The organism is Microcoleus sp. BM001215392 (assembly GCF_036700185.1).
GTDB lineage: Bacteria > Cyanobacteriota > Cyanobacteriia > Cyanobacteriales > Microcoleaceae > Microcoleus.
The window spans coordinates 1-17,675 of sequence record NZ_JAUBOJ010000116.1 but is presented as its reverse complement, the minus strand read 5'-3'; the positions used below and the strand labels follow the sequence as shown (position 1 = coordinate 17,675).

The 17,675-nt window shown below is 46.1% G+C and carries 18 protein-coding genes; 16 read left to right on the top strand and 2 right to left on the bottom strand.

The window, feature by feature from the left end; translation table 11 throughout:
- Positions 1-46 precede the first annotated feature (46 nt).
- Positions 47-1,822 carry an ankyrin repeat domain-containing protein gene (locus QT974_RS14640; RefSeq protein ID WP_333469197.1) on the bottom strand — a complete coding sequence of 592 codons (1,776 nt, stop codon included), beginning with the start codon at positions 1,820-1,822 and terminating at the stop codon, positions 47-49.
- Between the two features lie 766 nt (positions 1,823-2,588).
- Between QT974_RS14640 and fbp the strand changes: the two genes are divergently transcribed.
- The 16 genes from fbp to QT974_RS14560 all read left to right on the top strand — a co-directional run bounded on the left by fbp (position 2,589) and on the right by QT974_RS14560 (position 17,042).
- The gene (fbp, locus tag QT974_RS14635) at positions 2,589-3,662 is read left to right on the top strand and encodes a class 1 fructose-bisphosphatase (protein WP_333469196.1); all 1,074 of its coding nucleotides are present in this window, start codon (positions 2,589-2,591) and stop codon (positions 3,660-3,662) included.
- 211 nt (positions 3,663-3,873) lie between these two features.
- Positions 3,874-5,028, top strand: coding sequence for a transaldolase (gene tal, locus QT974_RS14630; protein WP_333469195.1), 1,155 nt, complete (start codon positions 3,874-3,876; stop codon positions 5,026-5,028).
- 213 nt (positions 5,029-5,241) lie between these two features.
- Positions 5,242-6,075, top strand: a complete 834-nt coding sequence (locus QT974_RS14625; RefSeq protein WP_333469194.1) for a hypothetical protein — start codon at positions 5,242-5,244, stop codon at positions 6,073-6,075.
- Positions 6,076-7,605: a glucose-6-phosphate dehydrogenase gene (gene zwf / locus QT974_RS14620; RefSeq protein ID WP_333469193.1), complete on the top strand. Its 1,530-nt coding sequence runs from the start codon at positions 6,076-6,078 to the stop codon at positions 7,603-7,605.
- Positions 7,606-7,776: 171 nt separating this feature from the next.
- Positions 7,777-9,141, top strand: a complete 1,365-nt coding sequence (opcA, locus tag QT974_RS14615) for a glucose-6-phosphate dehydrogenase assembly protein OpcA (protein WP_333469192.1) — start codon at positions 7,777-7,779, stop codon at positions 9,139-9,141.
- A gap of 239 nt (positions 9,142-9,380) precedes the next feature.
- Positions 9,381-10,961 carry a cobyrinate a,c-diamide synthase gene (locus QT974_RS14610; RefSeq protein ID WP_333469191.1) on the top strand — a complete coding sequence of 527 codons (1,581 nt, stop codon included), beginning with the start codon at positions 9,381-9,383 and terminating at the stop codon, positions 10,959-10,961.
- Between the two features lie 228 nt (positions 10,962-11,189).
- Entirely contained in the window at positions 11,190-11,681 is a 492-nt protein-coding gene (locus QT974_RS14605) for an ureidoglycolate lyase (RefSeq protein WP_333469190.1), read from the top strand.
- A gap of 67 nt (positions 11,682-11,748) precedes the next feature.
- Positions 11,749-13,014 (top strand): cytosine deaminase, encoded by a 1,266-nt coding sequence (gene codA / locus QT974_RS14600; protein ID WP_333469189.1) that lies wholly within the window; start codon positions 11,749-11,751, stop codon positions 13,012-13,014.
- Between the two features lie 26 nt (positions 13,015-13,040).
- Complete coding sequence (locus QT974_RS14595) at positions 13,041-13,349, top strand: hypothetical protein (protein ID WP_333469188.1); 309 nt, start codon at positions 13,041-13,043, stop codon at positions 13,347-13,349.
- Positions 13,350-13,363: 14 nt separating this feature from the next.
- On the top strand, positions 13,364-13,816 hold the full coding sequence (locus tag QT974_RS14590) for a hypothetical protein (protein WP_333469187.1): 453 nt from the start codon (positions 13,364-13,366) through the stop codon (positions 13,814-13,816).
- Between the two features lie 83 nt (positions 13,817-13,899).
- Complete coding sequence (locus QT974_RS14585; RefSeq protein ID WP_333469186.1) at positions 13,900-14,076, top strand: hypothetical protein; 177 nt, start codon at positions 13,900-13,902, stop codon at positions 14,074-14,076.
- Positions 14,073-14,207, top strand: coding sequence for a hypothetical protein (locus QT974_RS14580; RefSeq protein WP_333276718.1), 135 nt, complete (start codon positions 14,073-14,075; stop codon positions 14,205-14,207). The genes QT974_RS14585 and QT974_RS14580 overlap by 4 nt, the downstream gene beginning before the upstream one ends.
- A gap of 11 nt (positions 14,208-14,218) precedes the next feature.
- Positions 14,219-14,671, top strand: a complete 453-nt coding sequence (locus tag QT974_RS14575; protein WP_333469185.1) for a hypothetical protein — start codon at positions 14,219-14,221, stop codon at positions 14,669-14,671.
- 99 nt (positions 14,672-14,770) lie between these two features.
- Complete coding sequence (locus QT974_RS14570; protein WP_333469184.1) at positions 14,771-15,250, top strand: KGK domain-containing protein; 480 nt, start codon at positions 14,771-14,773, stop codon at positions 15,248-15,250.
- Positions 15,251-15,374: 124 nt separating this feature from the next.
- Positions 15,375-15,551, top strand: coding sequence for a DUF4089 domain-containing protein (locus QT974_RS14565; RefSeq protein ID WP_333469183.1), 177 nt, complete (start codon positions 15,375-15,377; stop codon positions 15,549-15,551).
- Positions 15,552-15,575: 24 nt separating this feature from the next.
- Positions 15,576-17,042 (top strand): AtzE family amidohydrolase, encoded by a 1,467-nt coding sequence (locus QT974_RS14560; protein WP_333469182.1) that lies wholly within the window; start codon positions 15,576-15,578, stop codon positions 17,040-17,042.
- 8 nt (positions 17,043-17,050) lie between these two features.
- Here QT974_RS14560 and rpsU read toward each other — a convergent pair whose 3' ends face one another.
- Positions 17,051-17,245 carry a 30S ribosomal protein S21 gene (rpsU, locus tag QT974_RS14555; protein WP_006632476.1) on the bottom strand — a complete coding sequence of 65 codons (195 nt, stop codon included), beginning with the start codon at positions 17,243-17,245 and terminating at the stop codon, positions 17,051-17,053.
- Positions 17,246-17,675 lie beyond the last annotated feature (430 nt).

Genomic DNA, 17,675 nt, shown 5'->3' with positions numbered 1-17,675 from the left:
CAATTCTCTAAAAGCCTCTTGACAAAAGACTTACAGTCTTAACTTGTCACCAATGATTGTGTCCGATCGCGATCGCTCGATACAATGGAGTTTGACCGTTCGCATTTCTAGCGTTAACCCTTGCGCCATTAGCAATTAGCAGTTCAGCGATATCTTGAGATCCTCGATCGACAGCTAGGTGTAACGGAGTATTTCCAGATTTGTCTATAGCGTTGATATCCAGCATTAGCAAAGCAGCAACTTCTTTTGTGGTTGCATAGTGCAGGGGAGTTCTTTTTTCACTATCCCGGATCGCCACATTTGCACCGTCTTTAATTAGCTGTTGTACCAACTCCTTAAAGCCTATTTTGACTGCGTTATGTAATAAAGCTGTACTCTTGCCATTTCGGGCATTGTCTTCTTTGATGTTAATTTTTGCGCCTGCGGCGAGTAGTATCTTTGCTATTGCCTTCGATCGCGCCATATGTAGAGGAGTCAAACCTTTATTGTTTTTGGCATTGACATCCGCACCTTTAGCAATCAGCAACTTGGCCATTTCAGGCGATCGGGCAAAGAACAGAGGAGTTCTATTAAAATATAGACTTCCTGTCCAGGCGTTAATATCTGCACCTTTAGCAATTAGCGTCTGTGCCACTTCTATGCGATCGAACATAGCAGCGAGGTGTAATGGGGTAAAGCCATATGCAGCCTTAGCGTTGACATCTGCACCTTTGGCAATTAACAATTCGGCCACCTCTTTTGAGCCAGCACAGTGTAGTAAATTCTGATTATTTACCCTGCTATTAGCATTAATGCCAAGATCCAGATAATGCCTAACAGTTTGAGTGTCTCCCTGGCAGGCAGCCTTGACAACTGCATCGGGAGTAAATCCAATCCGGTTGAGGATGGGATATTTAAAATGATTTAAAACCGCAACAGTAGCAATAGCAGCAATTCCTATTTTGAGGCGTTTTTTCCATTGAGTCGGCTCGGATTTAACGCTAACTATTCGAGGACTGCGAAGCAATTCAAGCGCTTCTTTTGCCGATTGAAAGCGGTTGTCTAAATCTGACGCGATCGCTTCTTCTAACCAATCGGCAAATGCTGAAGAAATCTGAATTTGAGACCGAAAATCTTTCTCTAGTATATTTGTTGGTAATTCGGCGGGGGAACGGTGGGTTAGTAAATACAACAATGTCGCTCCTAAACCATATAAATCTGTTGCAGGTACGGCTTGTCCGAGAAATTGTTCTGGAGCCATATAACCATAGGTTCCAACTACGGTACTTCCTCGCATTAAAGTATTGTAATAAGTGTTTTGCACTGCTCCAAAATCTACTAAGCAGACTGCCAAGTCTTTTGGTTTCTGGGAATCGATCGGCGATTTGAAAACAATATTTTCTGGTTTAATATCCCGGTGGATCACAGGTGGTGTCTGTGAATGGAGATAAACTAAAATCTCCAAAATTTGTGTGGCAATGCGTTGAATTTCGGATTCAGAAGCGTGCCAGCCACTTTCGACTAAACTTGCTAGAGATTGCCCTTGGGCCAGTTCTTGTACTATATAAAAACAACGGTTATCGGGAGTATCGACATAAAAATAATCCAAATAACGCGGAATTCCCGGATGATTCAATTTTGATAAAACATTGGCTTCTCGTTCAAATAGTTCCAGGACTTTCCAGTCATTCATCTTCTGTAAAGACAAAGCTTTGAGTGCGACTCGCTGGTTTGTTTTGAGGTCAATGGCTTCGTAAGTTGTGCTACTACCGCCTTCTCCGAGTAGCTTTTTAATCTGATAGTGTTTGACTAAGTTATGGGGAATTTGTTCAATAATATCCATAGCGTTATCCTGGGTTGATGAGTGCCAAGAAACATTTTCTCTTTGGGTTTTTACAATCCAAATTTTGAGAAATTCATGCAAGGTGAATTTAGCATTTGAGTAAATTTCAAACACAAGTCAATCGAAAAGTCAATGACTGACTATGTATATTTGCTTAAATTTCAATCACCGTATTTCTATGGATAGCTTACCCATAATTGTGGAGTGTGATATCACCTTTAGCTAAAATTTGCGGTTTAAGGATTCTAAGCAGATATATTTAGGTAATTCAAGACCTAATGGGCAGCAAAAGTTTTTTGTGGGGGTACGATCGCTCGTCTGATACAATCTTGACCGATCGCACTCATAACGAATCTAAAATCCTCAAGAAGCCCCGCCCCAGGTGGGCTAAGTCAATCGTAAATCTAAAATCGTTAGACTGACCTTCGTTAAATCTCGCGCAAGCGAATCCGTTGCCGAACTTCCTTCTGCTATACAGCAAACCTACATCCCGAAGCCAACACTTTCTCCCTCTGCGTCCTCTGCGTTCTCTGCGGTAAATCAAAAATTTAGTGATTTTGAATACAACTTCTTACTCAAAGCTCGATCGTACTCCTCAATTTTCGGTGGGGATCTAAAATTCACCTAAAGTTCCACGCCCTTTCGCAAAACCCTCCCTAAGATAGAAGTTAGGGGACGATCGACCTCAAAGCCGATCGAGGGGCAAACGCCAAGCACCTGAAAATCCCCAACTAGCGAGCCGCAAGACAGGGAGAACATCAACATCATGGTAAACGCGCCAACAGGGGAAACCCGTCTGGGCCCGACCGAGCAGGTACAAGCCTTAGACCGCGATTGCACTACTCTATCCCGTCACGTACTCCAGCAACTCCACAGCTTTTCAGCAGATGCTCAGGATCTCAGCGCTCTGATGAATCGCATCGGGCTGGCTGCTAAGCTGATCGCGCGACGCCTCAGCAGAGCCGGGTTAATGGAAGATGCTTTAGGGTTTACAGGGGCTGTGAACGTGCAGGGAGAATCCGTCAAAAAGATGGATATCTATGCTAATGAAGTGTTTATCTCGGTATTCCAGCAAAGCGGACTTGTCTGTCGGTTGGCTTCCGAGGAAATGGAAAAACCCTACTACATTCCCGAAAATTGTCCGATCGGGCGTTACAGTCTGCTCTACGACCCCATAGACGGTTCTTCCAATCTTGACATCAATCTCAATGTCGGCTCCATATTCAGCATCCGCAAGCAAGAGGGGGATGATGAAGACGGTTCTGCTGCCGATTTGCTGCAACACGGACACAAACAAATCGCAGCGGGCTACGTGCTCTACGGCCCTAGTACCATGCTGGTTTATTCGATCGGCCAAGGCGTTCATTCATTTACCCTCGACCCCAGTTTAGGCGAGTTTATTCTATCAACAGAAAACATCAAGGTTCCAGACAGCGGCCCGATCTACAGTGTCAATGAAGGTAGCTTTTGGCAGTGGGATGAATCTTATCGGGATTACATTCGCTACGTACATCGAAATCAAGGCTATACCGCCCGGTACGGAGGCGCTTTGGTGGGAGATTTCCACCGGATTTTATCTCAGGGAGGTGTGTTTTTGTACCCAGGAACGGTGAAAAACCCCGATGGCAAATTGCGCTTACTCTACGAGTCTGCTCCTTTGGCGTTTTTGATGGAGCAAGCCGGTGGGCGCGCTAGTACGGGTATTCAAGACATTTTGGACGTGGTGCCGACTAAAATTCATGAGCGCACGCCTTTGATTATTGGCAGTAAAGAAAATGTAGCGCTGGTTGAGTCTTTTATTAAAGAGCGATCGCGCAATCCCATAACACTTGAAGAGTGAAGGAAGTTCGGCAACGGATTGTGTAACGGATGTAACGGATGTAATAGAGGTTAGGAAGCAAGAATGTTTTAATTTCCAATTGCCAATACTTCGGCGGAGTTTATCCTGAGCCCTTTGATTCTGCTCAGGGTACGGAATGGTTCAGCACAAGTTCTCAATTTCCAATTTCTAATTCCCAATTCCCATTACTAAATTGTAGGAGTTAAAGACCATGACAGAAGCGACAAAGAATCACCTGTTAGAAATCAAAGAAATTGGCCAGAGTATCTGGATGGACAATTTGACTCGCAATCTGATCGAGTCCGGCGAACTCAAAAAGATGATAGAAAGTCGCGGGCTGCGAGGGATTACATCGAATCCGGCCATTTTTGAGAAGGCGATCGCGGGTAATGTCATTTACGATACTGATATTGAAGCGGGCATCCGGGCTGGTAAATCTGTCATGGAGATTTATGAATCTCTGGTATTTGCAGATATCCGCAACGCTTGCGACATTTTCGCCCCAGTTTACGCAGAGTCCAAGGGTTTGGACGGTTACATCAGCATTGAAGTGCCGCCGACGATCGCCAATGATACAGAAAGCACGATTAGTGAAGCCTTACGTTATTATCAGGCGATCGGTAAACCAAACGTGATGATCAAGATTCCGGGAACTGCTCAAGGATTGCCCGCTGTCGAACGAGTCATCAGTGAAGGGATTAACGTTAACGTGACGTTGCTGTTCTCAGTTGACAGCTACGTCGAAACTTTCTGGGCTTACATTCGTGGCTTGGAAGCGCGGGCAGCTAAGGGTTTGGACGTGAGCAACATCGCTTCAGTTGCCAGTTTCTTCTTGAGCCGGATCGACATCAATATTGACGGCAAGATTGACGAGAAACTCAAAAACGTCACAGATATTTCCACCAAAGCCAAACTGGAAGCGGTGAAGGGAAAAATTGCGATCGCCAATGCCAAGGTAGCTTACCAGAAATATAAAGAGATCGTCGCGAGCGATCGCTGGCAAGCAATAGCCGCCAAAGGAGCCAAAGTCCAGCGCTTGCTGTGGGCTTCCACCAGCACCAAAAACCCCAACTACAGCGATGTGATGTATGTGGATGAACTAATCGGCCCCGACACTGTTAACACTTTGCCGCCGAACACCGTGGAAGCTTGTTTCGATCACTGCGATGTCGCGCCCCGGATTGAGAATAACGTTGCAGAAGCTTACAGCCTGATCGAAAGTCTCAAAGATCCCGACATCGACATCAACTTGGACGAAGTGATGGCAGACTTGCTCCTGGACGGGATCGAGAAATTTGTCAGCCCCTTCCAATCCCTGATGGATTCCTTGGAAGAGAAAGTTAAGAAGCTCGCACCTGTCGCTTAAGGAAATATCTGTATCCTCAGAGGCAGAAGCATTCAGGGGGCGAAATAGATAATTGTGTTGCTTCCTAAATGCTTAGTTTTGAATTCTCTCCAGGAAAAATGTGCGCAATTGCGCACATTTTTCCTAGAAAAAAAAATCTATTGTGTCCTCTAGCAGGAATCTCCCCAAATATACAACTCAAATTCTCCATCTTCAAGCGCTGAGGCATTTACTATGCAGATTACCAATACTCTAGTAGAGAGCGAGTATGCAACCGACCAACTTAATCTCACCGAACTGGCAAGACTTCAAGAACTGGAATCCATTGTGGAACATGGACTTCAGACTTTTCATGAAGTCGGCAAAGCCCTTGACGAGATTCGGGAACAAAAACTGTACCGTGAAATCCACAAGACTTTTGAGGCTTATTGCCAAGAAAAGTGGGGTATGGCCAGACAGACGGCTAATCGGTTTATTGGTGCCGCACGGGTTATGGAAAATTTGGAACCAATTGGTTCCAAATTTCCGACTAAGGAGAGTCAAGTCCGCCCTTTGGCTCAACTCCCCCCTGAATTACAAATCCAAATCTGGCAAGAAGCAGTAGAGTCATCGCCCAACGGAATTCCAACTGGTGCAGCCGTTCAGCGTTTGGTTGAACAGCGATTTCCTTCACTAGGAAGCGGGCGATCGCCTAAAGATACTGATTCTGAACTGGAGAAACTGCGATCGGACAATAAGCGACTTAGAGAAGAAATCCGACAGCAAAACAGAGAGAGGGATCGGCGTGCTGCTGCTGTGGCGTTGGAAATGGAGCAACTTAGAGCCGAAAACCGACAGTTGAAAGCTGAACTACTACAGCGCGATCGAGATTGGGAAATTCGTCTGGCGGTTGAGAGACAAAAAATTCGAGAGGAAGTTAGAGCTGAACTCAGGGAGGAAATTAGAGCAGAAGTCAAAGCCGAATATGAAGGGCAGATCAACTCTCTGACCCAGCAATTAGCAGAAATGACGGCAAACTATCACGCGGTACTGGCAAGATTAACAGCACTAGAAGCAAAAGGAAAATAAATGGTAACGATACTTGAAAATCCACTGCGGGTTGGTTTGCGAAAGGAAAGGATGCCGGAACCGCAAATTCTGGTGATATTCGGAGCTTCCGGCGACCTCACCCAGCGCAAACTGGTACCAGCAATTTATCAGATGAAGCTCGATCGGCGCTTGCCACCGGAAACTACAGTAGTAGGTGTGGCCCGCCGTCCCTGGAGTCACGATTACTTCCGAGAACAAATGCGGGAAGGCATCGAAGAATTTGGCGGCGGTATTGGCAATGAGGAATTGTGGCAAGATTTCGCCAAAGGTTTGTACTACTGTCCCGGCGACATTGACAACCCCGAAAGCTATCAAAAACTCAAAGCTTTCTTAGCTGAACTCGATGAAGAAAGGAGAACCCGCGGCAATCACATCTTTTATCTGTCCGTTTCTCCGAACTTTTTCCCAGAAGCAATTCGGCAACTGGGCGCAGCTCAAATGCTGGCCGATCCAATAAAACATCGCTTGGTAATTGAAAAACCCTTCGGCCGCGACTTGAGTTCGGCAAAAGCTCTCAACCGTGTGGTGCAGCAGGTTTGCCAAGAACAGCAAGTTTACCGGATCGACCACTATTTGGGTAAAGAAACGGTTCAAAATTTGATGGTGTTCCGGTTTGCGAACGCGATTTTTGAACCGCTGTGGAACAGGCAATTTGTCGATCACGTACAAATTACCGTTGCAGAAACTGTGGGGGTAGAAGACCGGGCCGGTTACTACGAATCCTCTGGGGCGTTGCGGGATATGCTGCAAAACCACTTGATGCAGATTTTCTGTCTGACGGCGATGGAACCGCCGAACTCCCTCGATGCTGACAGCATCCGCACTGAAAAGATGAAAGTTCTGCAAGCAACTCGCTTGGCGGATTTGAATAACTTGGAGTTCTCCGCGATTCGCGGTCAATATTCCGCAGGGTGGATGAAAGGCAAACCCGTGCCGGGTTATCACGAAGAACCGGGGGTTGCTCCAAACTCGACAACGCCAACTTTTGTGGCGATGAAGTTTATGATTGACAACTGGCGATGGCAGGGAGTGCCTTTCTACCTGCGGACTGGTAAGCGGTTGCCGAAAAAAGTTAGCGAAATTGCGATTCAGTTTCGGGAAGTGCCACTGTTAATTTTTCAGTCGGCGGCCCAACAAACTACTCCTAACGTTTTGACCATGCGCGTGCATCCCAACGAGGGGATTTCGCTGAGGTTTGAGGCGAAAATGCCGGGGCCAGATTTGCGGACGCGGACGGTGGATATGGATTTTAGTTATGGTGCTTCGTTTGGGGTGACATCTTCGGATGCTTACGATCGCCTGTTGATTGATTGTATGCTGGGCGACCAAACTTTGTTTACCCGTTCTGATGAAGTGGAAGAAGCATGGCGGGTGGTAACTCCGGCGCTGATGGCTTGGGAATCTTCCAACGACCAAAGTTTGGTTCCTAAATATGAAGCTGGTACTTGGGAACCGGCAGAAGCAGAATTAATGATTAACAGAGACGGCCGCAAGTGGCGACGACTTTAAGAGTTATTGGTTATTAGTTATTGGTTATTGGTTATTAGTTATTGGTTATTGGCAACAACTAACAATCAACAACTAACAACTGACAATCAACAACTAACAACTAACAACTAACAATCAACAACTGTCAACTGCTTTCCAGACAACGGACAAATAAACAAGGAGAAAAAACCGATGACGATGACACCGATGAAAGCTCCGCCTCTAGTTTCGCTGCAAAACCCTAAAGATGTGTCGCTCGACCAGATAGAGGCAGAACTGAGTAAAATCTGGGAAAGTTACAGAGAATCAGGATCGAAGGGCGATTTTCCGATCGCGACTAGGGCAGCAACTTTTACTTTTGTCGTGTATGAACCGGAAGAAACCCAGCAATTATTGGCGGATCTGGGATTTTACGACGGGCCTGTTGATGGTATTAGCGGGCCGATGACGGCATCTAGCATCAGGGCTGCTCAAAAAGCTTACGGAATGCCCAGAAGTGGCAAACCTAGCGCTGAATTGCTGGCGATGTTGCGCGAAGAAGTGGCTCGCAAAAATGCCAAGGGAGAGCTTTTGGGTTCGACTGGCTTGGGATCTGGGGGTTCCGGGGTGGCTGATGCGATCGTAGCTGCGAATCCCTGCCGGATTATTGCTCTGTGCCCGACTGCGGGAGAAGATACGGGCGTGCAGGCTCAAGTGGCTGCTTACTGTCCGGTGCACAAGCGCGGCAGCGGCAATCTGATCTGCTGCGAATATATTACGCTCAGGGGTACGGAAGCTGCTCTGGAACGGGTGAGCGCGATCGTGACAGCGCTGACGATCGGCGATTTGCCGACGCTGCTGTGGTGGAAAGCTAACCCAGATGCCGATCGAGGTTTGTTCCAGCGGCTGGCGACAACTAGCAGTTCTGTGATTATCGACTCTAGCAGTTTTGCCGAATCTGAAGCAGAATTGCTGATGATGCAAAGTCTGATCGAGGAAGGAATTCCGATCGCGGATTTGAACTGGCGCAGGCTGGCGGCGTGGCAGGAGTTAGCTGCGGAGGCCTTCGATCCGCCGGAACGTCGGGCGGCAATTCGGGAGATCGATCGAGTGACGATCGATTACGAACAAGGAAATTCTACTCAAGCGCTGATGTATTTGGGCTGGCTGGCGAGCCGGCTTCAGTGGCGTCCTGTGGCTTTCAAACAGGAGGAGGGCGATTACCAAATCAAGCGCATTAGATTTGCGGGTGCGGACGAACGGGTTGTCGAAGCGGAGTTGGCTGCTCTTCCTACTGCCGATACGGGGGATGTACCGGGCGATTTGATTGCTCTGCGTTTAAATTCTACGAATGAGAATGCTGACTGCGGTACGGTTCTGTGTTCGGAAGCGGGGGGCTGTATGCGGATGGAAACAAAAGGTGGTGCTCAAACCGATCGATTTAACCAAGTGACTCCTCTACTAGATCAGGTAACGGAACAGTTGCTGGGCCAGCACTTGCAGAGTTGGGGCAGAGATGTGCTTTACGAGGAAAGTTTGGCGGTGACTGCTCAATTACTGAAGTTGGCTAAGAGGTAAAGAGAAGTTCGGCAACGGATTGTGTAGCGGATGTAACGGATGGATGGAATAAGAAATAAGGAGAAAACAATCAGGAAGACGGATTGAGTTAATATTCAGTGGGGCAGGAAATGTCTGCCCTACTTTTTTAGCAGTTATTGAGATTGCTTAGTTTGGATGAGGTGGGGCTTGATAATTACCAATTATCAATTACCAATTACCAATCTATTTTCAGTATTTTTTATGACTAATCTAAAACTATGACTTTAGTAATTGCTGGCGAACGTAGTGGTGCGGGAAAGACTACTGTCACGATCGCCCTTTTAGCTTATTTAATCCGCCAGGGCTTGAACGTGCAATCTTTTAAGGTCGGCCCTGATTACATTGATCCGATGTTTCATGCTTTTGTTACTGGCCGCCCCTGTCGGAATTTAGACCCGGTTTTAACGTCTGAATCTTATGTGAAAAAGTGTTTTTCCCATCATATTAAAGATGTCGATTGTGCCTTGGTTGAAGGGGTAATGGGTTTGTTTGATGGGGTTTCTCCGAAGAAGGGTTCGGCAACGGATTGTGTAACGGATGTAACGGATGTAACGGATGTAACGGATGTAATGGATGTCAGGAAGGCAGAAGGAAAAGAACATTATTCTATTTCCTTTGCTTCTACTGCTCATGTTGCTTGCTTGTTAAATTTGCCGGTATTGTTTGTGATAGATTGCAGTCGGCTTTCTGGTTCTGTAGCTGCGATCGCCCACGGTTTTCGTTCTTTTAACCCAAATCTTAATTTCGCGGGTTTGGTGCTGAATCGGGTGGCGAGCGATCGACATTTGGAGTTGCTGACAGATGCTCTAAAACCACTCAATTTACCGATTTTAGGGGTTTTGCGTAGGGATGAGGCTGTTACTATTCCCGATCGACATTTGGGTTTGATTCCTGCTGAAGAGTTGCCGCATCTTCACGGTGCGGTCGATAAATTGGCTGATTTGGCTGCTGTTAGTTTTGACTGGGAGAAACTTTTGCCTTTGTTGGCTGCAAGTCCAAATGGGGGGGGTGAGGGGTCTGAGCAACTTTTGGGTAGATACAGTCTCCCTTACAAAATTGTAACCAAAAAAGATGATGTTGTCAACTGTTTGGAAAAAAAGTTTTCGGTGCGAGTTGCAGTTGCGCGCGATCGGGCTTTTAATTTTTACTATCAGGACAATCTTGATTTGTTGGAAGAGTTGGGCGCCGAGTTGGTATTCTGGAGTCCGTTGGATGACTCGGTTTTTCCTGAGAATGTGCAGGGGTTATATTTTGGCGGTGGTTTTCCCGAAGTGTTTGCTCAAAAATTAAGCGGTAATGTTGTAATTCGGGATGCTGTCAGAAGTGCGATTTTTGCGGGAATGCCGACTTACGCGGAGTGCGGCGGTTTGATGTACTTGTGCGATTCGATTGTAGACTTCGATGGGAATTCTTGGCAGGCAGTTGGAGTTTTGCCGGCGGTGGCTGCGATGGGAAAGCGATTGACTCTGGGATATCGAGAAGCTGTGGCGGTGGGGGATAGTTTGGTGTTAGCTGCGGGGGATGTGGTTTGGGGACATGAGTTTCATCGATCGCATTTGACGATCGAACCAACTAATCCAATTTATCACAGTTGGAGGTACGGCAAACGGGGAGAAGTTGAGGCGGTTGCTGAAGGTTGGGGGGTTTTTAGGGTGCACGCTGCTTATTTGCATTTACACTGGGGTGCGAGCCCTGATATTGCGGTTCGTTTTTTGCAGCAGTGTAGTGATTTTGATTGTAAGGCTAGTTTGGGCGATTCCCTACGGGATAGCTGCGCTTCACGGGCTCAAATAATCTAATTTTAACGAACCGCGAAGGCGCGAAGTTCGCGAAGGAAGAGAAAGAAGAGAAAGAAGAGAAGAGATGAAGATAGCTAATATTTGTCGTGGTTGGGGAGTAAATTACTTGTTGTTGTTGTTGAGCAAGTCGAAAAGTCTATTTTTGGTTGCGAGGGAGGTATAAATAATCCGATCTTACTATTTATATTAGAATATTTATGACTGAAACAGCTAGGAATGTTGGAATTTATGAGGGAATTTATTTCGACTAAGCAGTTGTTGGCGCAATGGGTGACGCCGGAGAATTTTCGGAGTTACGGTCAAGTTATTTCTGCGAGTTTTGATGGCAAGTCTTTTGATGATGAGGATGCTAAGTTAAATTTGGAAAATGGTATTCCTAGATTTTACATTATGCGGTTGCACCAGAAGGGTCGCAAGTTTGGTAAAATTACGCGGCACGTTAAATGTACTCAGTGTTTGGGTTCTCTGGATGGGAAGGATTGGTTGATGGCGGTTGCACCTCCTAGGGATAGCGATAGACCTAGTTTACAGGATATTGTTGCTTTTCGGATTCCGGGTGATTGTTTTATTAAGTTAGATGTGGGTACTTGGCACGCTGGGCCTTATTTTAATTGGGATTTTGTGGATTTTTATAATCTGGAGTTGAGCGATACTAATGTGGTTGACCATTTTAGCTTTGATTTGGTGAAGCATCACAATCTGGAGTTTGAGATTGTCTGACCAAACTTATACGCTGGATTTAAGAGAGGACTGAAGTCCTTACTACTAACCATTAAGTGAACAGGCCATGTCTGAACAAAAGTATAGCATGGTTCTGCGGGAATGTCGTTTGTTGGGTGCAGGCGATCGCGCAACGGTGGATATTGCGATCGATGAGGATACAATAGTTGCGGTATCGCCGCGCATCTCTGGACTGGGCGAACAGGAAATCAACATTCAAGGCAATTTAGTTAGTCCTCCGTTTGTGGAGTCGCACATTCATCTCGATTCTGCTTTGACTGCGGGGGAACCGCGATGGAATCACAGCGGTACTTTGTTTGAGGGAATTCAAATTTGGGGTGAACGCAAGCAAGGTTTAACTCTGGATGATGTCAAAAAACGGGCGATTGAAACTTTAAGGCTGCAAGCGTCTCAAGGGATTTTGTTTGTCAGGAGTCACGCTGATGTTAGCGAACCGAATCTGACTGCTTTGCAAGGACTTTTGGAAGTACGGGATTCTGTCAAAGATTGGATGACTTTGCAAGTTGTGGCTTTTCCTCAAGACGGGATTTACGGAAGTCCGGGAAATGAAAAACTTTTAGAGAAATCTCTGGATATGGGTGCGGATGCTGTGGGCGGAATTCCGCATTATGAGTTGACGCGGGAAGATGGCGTGAAGTCGGTTGAGAAGATTTTTAAACTTGCGGAAAAATACAATAGATTGATAGATATCCACTGCAATGAAATAGATGACGAACAGTCGAGATTTTTGGAAGTAGTAGCAGCTTTTGCGATTAGAAGCGGTGCGGGTGCGCGGGTGACGGCCAGCCACACGACGGCTTTCGGTTCTTACAACAATGCTTATGCTTTTAAGCTGATGGGAATATTGCCAAAATCGCACATCAATTTTATTGCTAATCCTTTGATTAATATCACATTGCAAGGCCGCGCGGATACCTATCCCAAACGGCGCGGAGTGACGCGGGTTAAGGAGTTATGGCAGCACGGATTGAACGTGAGTTTGGGACACGACTGCGTGCAAGATCCGTGGTACAGTTTGGGTACTGGAAATATGTTGGATGTGGCTCACATGGCGGTTCATGTTTGTCAGATGACCGGGATGTCTGAGATTGCAGCTTGTTTTGATATGGTGACTGAAAGCGGTGCCAAAACTTTGAATTTTGTCGATAAAAGTTATGGCATAAATGTGGAAAAGCCTGCTGATTTAATTGTATTAAATGCTGATAGCTGTTACGATGCCATTAGGAGACGTGCGACGGTTCTGTATGTGATTTCGCGGAGGAAGCTGTTGGCGGAAACAGAGCCAGCAAAAACTTTTTTTCATGGTATTTGACAAATTATATCTAAAACTGTTAAATTATGAATCAAGGTGCTATTCCTGATGAGAGTCCGAAAAATTTACTAGAGCAACTGCTTCTGCAAGATGCACTTGCTGGAAATAGCAAAGGTATTCAAGGCGGAGTGAATAATATGCTGGCAGATGCTCCCAGACTTGTGGCAATCTATGGTGGACATCCTGAACATTGGTATAAAATGACCAGCATTCAGTCTTTTATGATTAATGGAGCCTCTGTACAAGTTCATTGGTTTCGGAATAGCCAGACTCAGGAAAATGTAGAGTACAAGTTCAAACGTCAGTACCCGAAAATAGCTCCCAAGAATCTGTAATTAGGAAAAAAAATATGATAATTCGCTGTATCGCTAATACAGGTGCATCGCTTCCTGATGATTACATAGAACCTACTATAGGTTACACAAGACAACTACAGTTTTCATTAACGGTCGGTCGTGAATATGTTGTTTATGCTTTTAGAGAATGGCGGGGAACTATTTGGTATTATATCTGCGATGATAATTACAGCTATTATCCCATGCAGAATCCGGCGCCACTGTTTGAAGTGGTTGATGACAGAGTTTCTAAGTATTGGCGGTTTAAACTTTCGCCCAATGGATTCTTGATGATAGCATTTGAACAGTGGTTTGCCGATCCTTATTTTTATGATAAGCTGACGGATCAGGAAGAGGCGGAGGTTGATATTTTTGATAAGGTTAAGGAATTGATGGATGCTGAGGATTTCGATTTGCCGACCCTGGATGTGGCTGTTGAGAAGTTGCGTGAAACTGTCATTGTTTGAGTTGAGAAAGAGTGCAGGTCAATTTAATTTTTCCCTTGGACTCACATACTTTTTTAACCAATGATATCTGAAACTGTCAAACTATGAATCAAGGTGCTATTCCAGATGAGAACCCCAGAAATTTGCAGGAGCAACTGCTACTGCAAGATGCTAAGGCTGGTAATTGCATAGTAATTCATTGCGGTACAGATAGATTGTTGGGAGATGCAGCGAGACTTATTGCTGTTTATGGCGGGAATTCTGAAGATTGGGATAAATGACAAGTATTGAGGCTTTTGAAATTAATGGAGCTTCCGTACAAGTTCATTGGTTTCGGAACAGTCAGACTCTGCAAGATGTGGAGTTTAAGTTCAAGCGACAGTATCCTAAAACAGCACCTAAAAATTTGTAGGTAATCAAGTTATGAAAATTCGTTGTATTGCTAATACGGGTGAATCTCTGCCTGAAACATATATAGATCCGCCACGCGGTTATACTAAAAAAGTTGAGTTACCACTAACTATAGGCAAGGAATATGTTGTTTATGCTATCCGAGAATGGAAAGGGACTATTTGGTACTATATCTGCGACGATAATTACAGCTATTATCCCATCCATAATCCGGCACCGATGTTTGAGGTAGTGGACAGCAGGGTTTCTAAGTATTGGCGGTTTGAACTTTCGCCTAATGGCTTGTTAATGATAGCGTTTGAACAGTGGTTTACAGAGCCTTATTTTTATGATAAGCTGACGGATCGGGAAGAGGCGGAGGTTGATATTTTTGATAAGGTTAAGCAATTGATGGATGCTGAGAATTTTGCTTTGCCGACCCTGGATGTTGCAGTTGAGAAGTTGCGGGAAACTGTCAGTGTTTGAGTGGAAAAAGTGCGAGAATCAATTTATTTTCTTAACCACCTTGACTCAGATAGCTTGAAATGGTATTAAAGAGGAAACCGCAGAATTTTGTGAAATAAAATGAATGAAAAAGTTGAAATCAATAAAAATTATGAAATACTAGACGGCGATGATGCTGTTTTGTTATTGGGTCAAGCTACTTTTACGGTTCGCCGATTTAAAGAGCTAGCCTCCAGTAAGTTTAGTGAGATAATGCACATTGATATTAATACTAATAAAAAGTGGACACCACAAGGGCCTGCCCCTGGGAAGTCGATAATTCAGTGGATGAACGAGCTGCGGATTAACGAAGAAACAATAATTCCGGGAGGGGGTATAAACTGGAACTCGCCTCAAGAAGGAATCGATTGTCAAATTCTCAAGATAGGTTCCAAGGGTTGGCAAAAAGGAAAGATTAAAATAGAAATTAATAGAAGTTTCCATTCGGGACAAACGCAAACATCTATAAAGTTTTGTCCTGATGAACCAGCAAAGCAAAAATCGCCTTTAGACGAGATCAGACAATCTGAGGAATACAAAAAACTGAGCAATAACAACTGACAGACAGCCCGATCGCGATTACAATACAATAATCATCGCACTTATATCTGAATCTTAGATTTTAAACCGCAGATGGGGGCGGATGTACGCGGATGAACGCGGATGTTTTTTTTGGGAGCGACTCATGATAAATATAGAAGAATATGTCGATCGCACTTCCGAACTGATAAACTTGCCCCTAAAACCGGAACATCGTCCCGGCGTTGTGGTAAACTTCGAGAGGATAGCGGCGATCGCCCGACTGGTTACAGAATTCCCCTTACCCCCAGACATCGAAGCTGCGCCAGTGTTTGAACCTTAGATTTTTAACCGCAGATGAGGGCAGATGAACACGGATGAACGCAGATGTTTTTTAGATAAGGCTGATGCGGTTGCTACGGCAGCGGCGGTTAAAAGTGGTAAGATTACAGCTAAGTTGGCAGTAACTGCTGCTTTAGAACGAATTGCCGATCGAGACAACACGCTCAATTGCTTTACAGCTATCACCGCAGAAAGTGCGATCGCAACAGCCAAAAAGATAGATAATGCGATCGCAAATAACGAAAATCCAGGCCCGCTAGCAGGCGTTCCCTTCGCGGTCAAAAATTTGTTCGATGTCGGCGGAATTACAACTCTCGCAGGGTCAAAAATCAACGCTGACAACCCTCCGGCTAGCCAAGACGCGGCGGGGGTCGCCCGACTGATCCAAGCTGGTGCTATCCTCGTAGGTACGCTCAACATGGACGAGTACGCCTACGGTTTTGTTACTGAAAATAGCCACTACGGCCCGACTCGCAATCCCCGCGATACAACCCGCATCGCCGGCGGTTCCAGCGGCGGTTCCGCAGCAGCAGTCGCCGCCGGTTTAGTACCCGTTACTTTGGGCTCGGATACTAACGGTTCCATCCGCGTACCGGCTGCTTTGTGCGGTATTTTTGGGTTGAAGCCTACTTACGGCCGTTTGTCAAGGGCTGGTGCTTTTTTGTTTTCGAGCAGTTTGGATTGCGTGGGGCCGTTCGGGCGATCGCTCCGAGACATGGCGCTACTGTATGATATCCTGCAAGGCACGGACGATCGCGATCCAGTTTGCACTCAACGCCCGCCAGAACTTACCTCGCCACAGTTAAATATAGGAATTGAAGGATTGCGAATTGCGGTTGCTGACGGCTATTTCGCTACAGGGGCCGAACCGGAAGCCATGGCTGCTGTAGAAATAGTTGCCCGAGCCTTGACAAATGTCTTGAATCGTGGTATGGAGTCGGAAAATACAACAACAAACCCCCGAAAAATTGGGGGGCTTGCGACTGTGAGCATACCGGAATCCGATCGCGCGAGGGCAGCAGCGTTTATAATTACGGCTTGCGAGGGTGGAAACTTGCATTGGGAGAATTTGCGGACGCGCCCTCAAGACTTCGATCCGGCGACGCGCGATCGTTTTTTGGCTGGAACCCTGATTCCTGCGACGTGGTACGTGCAAGCGCAGAGATTCAGACAGTGGTATCGGTCTCAAATTCGCGAAATATTCCAACATACAGATATCATTCTCGCACCCGCCACGCCGATCGCAGCTCCTGAAATTGGTGTCGAGAAAATGGTCATCGCCGGACAAGAAATTTTAGTTCGTCCCAATCTGGGACTGTTCACCCAACCCCTATCATTTATAGGCTTGCCGGTGCTTTGCGTGCCCGTACAGCGGCCCGGCGCTTTACCCTTGGGGGTACAAATTGTTGGTGCTCCCTACAGCGAAGCGGTGATTCTCCGAGTCGCTGCGGTGCTAGAATCGCAAGGCATTATATGTGCCGAATCAATTTAGTGCTAGTTCTAGGGTTTGTTGTTGCGGTGGAAGCGTCTCTTAGTCCTTCTAGCAATAGCTTTGCGCTTTTGCTTTTCGAGGGGGGTTTCAAAGTGGCGGTGTTTTCTCATGTCGGGGAAAATTCCCGCTTTGGAAACTTGTCGCTTAAACCGTCGCAGGGCTGACTCAATCCCTTCATTTTCGCCGATTACAACTTGGGTCATTCTTTCTCCTTTGGTTCGTTAGATCAAGTTTTATCATATCAAGGTTTTTGGCGGCGCGACCTGTTGGATGTCGGGCGATCGACCAAAACCCCAAAATTATACCAGAAAATATAGCCTTTCTCAGAAAGATGACGTACGACTGGCTAAACCGGGCATAGGGCATGGGGCATTGGGCATGGGGCATGGGGCAAAGAGGGCATGGGGCATTGGGCATTGGGCTCCGCGGGCATAGGGTCTAAAAGCATCGGGCATCGGGCATACCTCACTTTTTTGAGAACCGCTATAGGTTCGTAGTGAGGAATGCAAGTCTGCAAAAAAGCAGGACTTGCATTCCTCACAGTTGACTGCTGACAGTTGACTGCTGACAGTTGACTGCTGACAACTGACAACTGACAACTGACAACTGACAACTGACAACTGTCAACTGTCA

Coding starts and splice junctions, on each gene's coding strand:
- QT974_RS14565 (WP_333469183.1), top strand. CDS start 15,375: ATGATAAATATAGAAGAATATGTCGATCGCACTTCCGAACTGATAAAC.
- QT974_RS14585 (WP_333469186.1), top strand. CDS start 13,900: ATGAATCAAGGTGCTATTCCAGATGAGAACCCCAGAAATTTGCAGGAG.
- fbp (WP_333469196.1), top strand. CDS start 2,589: ATGGTAAACGCGCCAACAGGGGAAACCCGTCTGGGCCCGACCGAGCAG.
- QT974_RS14640 (WP_333469197.1), bottom strand. CDS start 1,822: ATGGATATTATTGAACAAATTCCCCATAACTTAGTCAAACACTATCAG.
- QT974_RS14610 (WP_333469191.1), top strand. CDS start 9,381: ATGACTTTAGTAATTGCTGGCGAACGTAGTGGTGCGGGAAAGACTACT.
- tal (WP_333469195.1), top strand. CDS start 3,874: ATGACAGAAGCGACAAAGAATCACCTGTTAGAAATCAAAGAAATTGGC.
- QT974_RS14590 (WP_333469187.1), top strand. CDS start 13,364: ATGATAATTCGCTGTATCGCTAATACAGGTGCATCGCTTCCTGATGAT.
- QT974_RS14595 (WP_333469188.1), top strand. CDS start 13,041: ATGAATCAAGGTGCTATTCCTGATGAGAGTCCGAAAAATTTACTAGAG.
- QT974_RS14575 (WP_333469185.1), top strand. CDS start 14,219: ATGAAAATTCGTTGTATTGCTAATACGGGTGAATCTCTGCCTGAAACA.
- opcA (WP_333469192.1), top strand. CDS start 7,777: ATGACGATGACACCGATGAAAGCTCCGCCTCTAGTTTCGCTGCAAAAC.
- QT974_RS14605 (WP_333469190.1), top strand. CDS start 11,190: ATGAGGGAATTTATTTCGACTAAGCAGTTGTTGGCGCAATGGGTGACG.
- QT974_RS14570 (WP_333469184.1), top strand. CDS start 14,771: ATGAATGAAAAAGTTGAAATCAATAAAAATTATGAAATACTAGACGGC.
- QT974_RS14560 (WP_333469182.1), top strand. CDS start 15,576: ATGAACACGGATGAACGCAGATGTTTTTTAGATAAGGCTGATGCGGTT.
- QT974_RS14580 (WP_333276718.1), top strand. CDS start 14,073: ATGACAAGTATTGAGGCTTTTGAAATTAATGGAGCTTCCGTACAAGTT.
- QT974_RS14625 (WP_333469194.1), top strand. CDS start 5,242: ATGCAGATTACCAATACTCTAGTAGAGAGCGAGTATGCAACCGACCAA.
- codA (WP_333469189.1), top strand. CDS start 11,749: ATGTCTGAACAAAAGTATAGCATGGTTCTGCGGGAATGTCGTTTGTTG.
- rpsU (WP_006632476.1), bottom strand. CDS start 17,245: ATGACCCAAGTTGTAATCGGCGAAAATGAAGGGATTGAGTCAGCCCTG.
- zwf (WP_333469193.1), top strand. CDS start 6,076: ATGGTAACGATACTTGAAAATCCACTGCGGGTTGGTTTGCGAAAGGAA.